We start from the raw sequence: 2461 nt of genomic DNA on the forward strand, positions 1-2461 counted from the left end.
TGTGTTTCGTCAAGAGAATTTGAGCAAAAAGAGCATCGGATATTGAGCAGCCTGAGCATCGGAGGCGCGCACGCTTTTTGAGCGGCTAGCTCTCCTGCATGAGGGCATGGCGGACGCGGTAGGACTCGCCGCGGAACTGGATGAGCCTCCCGTGGTGGACGATGCGGTCGATCACGGCGGCGGCCATCTGGTCGTCCCCGAACACCGACCCCCACCTGCTGAACTCCAGGTTCGTGGTGATTACCACCGACTGCCTCTCGTATGCGTCGGCGAAGACCTGGAAGAGCAGCCTCGCCCCGTCCGCGTCGAGCGGGAGAAACCCGAGCTCGTCTATGACGAGCAGGCGAGCCTTGCCGATGAGCGCGACCTCCCGGTCGAGCCTCCCGTCGTCGCGGGCGCGCCTCAGGCGCATCACGAGCGAGGCCGCCGTGAAGAAGCGCGCCTCGAGCCTCCTCTCGCACGCCAGCGCGCAGAGGGCCGACGCCATGTGCGTCTTGCCGGTGCCGACGTCGCCCATGAGCACGAGGTCCTCCCTGCGCTCGACGAAGTCGAGCGCGAGCAGCGACTCGCGCCCCATGTCCTCCGGCCACGACACGGCCGACCAGTCGTAGCCGTCGAAGGTCTTGGGCGCCGGCAGCGCGCAGCGCCTGAGCAGCGTCGCGCGCTTCGAGGCCTCGCGGCTGGACCTCTCCGCCTCGAGGTAGCCCGCCAGGTACTCCACCTGTTTCGGGGTGCCGAGCCTCGACCACTCCTCCAGGACGGCGGTGGTGAGCGAGCACGACCGCCCGGCCTCCACGACCCTGCGGGCCAGCTCCTCGCTAGCGGCCATCGGTGACCGCCCCCTTCAGGAACCCGTCGTAGACCGACAGGTCGGCGCCACCGGCCTCGCCGCCGCCTCCCGCGATGCGCCTCGCCAGCACGTCGACCGTGGCGTCGTCGGGGACGCGGCCGCCCTCGACGACCCTGAGCGCCGCCTCGCAGGCCGCCTCGAAGCCCGAGGACTCGCTCGCCCGGCCGATCGACCTGAGCGTGCGCCTCCTGCCGGCGGAGTCCATCCGGTCAATCCCCTCGACGAGCCCCGGCGGCATGTCGCGCCTGATCGTCGACTCCCCGAAGGCCCTCGGCCTGGCGATGATGGCGGGCACGAGCGAGAGGGGGTTCCGGACCGCGGGGCCCTCCCCGAAGGCCCTGGGGAGGACGGCGACCCGGCGGCCGCGGTCGGCGAGGATCTCCACCGTCGACGCGCGCATGCCGACAAGCAGGCTCCGCCCGTGCCAGGCGGGCCCGGCGACGTACTCGCGCCCGTCGGCCTCGACGTAGCCGCGCTTGTCGGCGCGGGCGGTGACCCACCTCACCGCGTCGAACTCCACGCCGGGAAGGGCGCGCATGGCGGCGAGGTCCTCCCGGTAGGCCTCCCCGTGCGGCCTGCCGTCACGGCAGCGCGCCGCCGCGTTGACCCTCGCGCATCCCTCGGCGAGGAACGCGTTGAGCTCGGGGAGCGTGCCGAACGCCGGCACGGGGACGAGGAGGTTTCGCCGTAGGAACCCCACGGCGTTCTCGACGGAGCCCTTCTCGTTTCCCGAATAGGGGTTGCAGTACCGGCTCTCGAAGCGGTAATGGGCTCTGAACTGCGAGAACAGCCTCGATTCCGTGACCTCGCCGCGCACCATTCTGCCCGCCTCGGTGGCGTTGTCGAGCACCATCGCCGCCGGGGCGCGGCCCCAGCGGCGGAAGATCTCGAGCAGCCCGGCGCACAGGCACTCCGACCTCTGCGACATGAGGGCGACGCATTGCCGGTCGTTCGAGTGCGGGAGCGTCGCGACCAGCAGCTTGAGGTCGAGGGTCCTCCCGCCGACCGCGGCGCGGAAGTTCCCGAAATCGACCTGGCAGGTGCCGGGCGCCCACTCGAGCTCGAGGTACCCCTCTCCACCCGCCGCCGCCCGGGCGAGTCTGAGATCGCGGACGAACCGCTGCACGGTGGAGTACGAGCCTGCGTAGCCGCGCTCGGCGACGAGCCTGTCGTAGATCCGCCTGGCGGTGTGGCGCTGCTTCCTCGGGGCCCCGAGGTCGGCCTCGAGAACGCCCATGACCCATTCCTCGTTGCCCTCGAGCGCGGGCCTGCCCCTCCTCCGGGGCATCGGCGCGGCGGGCGACATGTCCTCCATGTCGGCGTACTTCGCCACGGTGTTCCGGCTCACGTGGAGCACTCGGGCGATCTCGGACCTCGAGCGCCCGGCGGCATCCATCGACCGTATATCATTCACTGTGTCCAGGGGCACGGTCATCTCCTCCATCCTTCCCGGGCGGGCTCGCCAAAGTAACCGCCCGGGGAAACCATACGGCGAGGGCCGCGCCCCCGGTCCCCGGGGCGTGGCCCTCCTGCTTAAACTGCTCAGTTTCTCGTGCTCACGGTGCTCATTTCCCAGTGATTACTCGGACCACTTCTTAGTGAACATCAACA

Annotated in this window: 2 protein-coding genes; both read right to left on the reverse strand. The window is 70.1% G+C overall.

The features are described from left to right. Window positions 1–85: 85 nt before the first annotated feature. Window positions 86–829, reverse strand: coding sequence for an IS21-like element helper ATPase IstB (gene istB, locus BMX94_RS10450; protein WP_091006372.1), 744 nt, complete (start codon window positions 827–829; stop codon window positions 86–88). Further along, window positions 819–2294 (reverse strand): IS21 family transposase, encoded by a 1476-nt coding sequence (istA, locus tag BMX94_RS10455; protein ID WP_091006375.1) that lies wholly within the window; start codon window positions 2292–2294, stop codon window positions 819–821. Before istA ends, istB begins: the two co-directional genes overlap by 11 nt. Window positions 2295–2461: the final 167 nt, after the last annotated feature.

The sequence above is a fragment of the Olsenella sp. KH3B4 genome (assembly GCA_900111695.1).
Lineage (GTDB): Bacteria > Actinomycetota > Coriobacteriia > Coriobacteriales > Atopobiaceae > Tractidigestivibacter.

Excerpts from the sequence above, each read along its gene's own strand:
- istB (WP_091006372.1), bottom strand. The coding sequence starts at position 829 with ATGGCCGCTAGCGAGGAGCTGGCCCGCAGGGTCGTGGAGGCCGGGCGG.
- istA (WP_091006375.1), bottom strand. The coding sequence starts at position 2,294 with ATGGAGGAGATGACCGTGCCCCTGGACACAGTGAATGATATACGGTCG.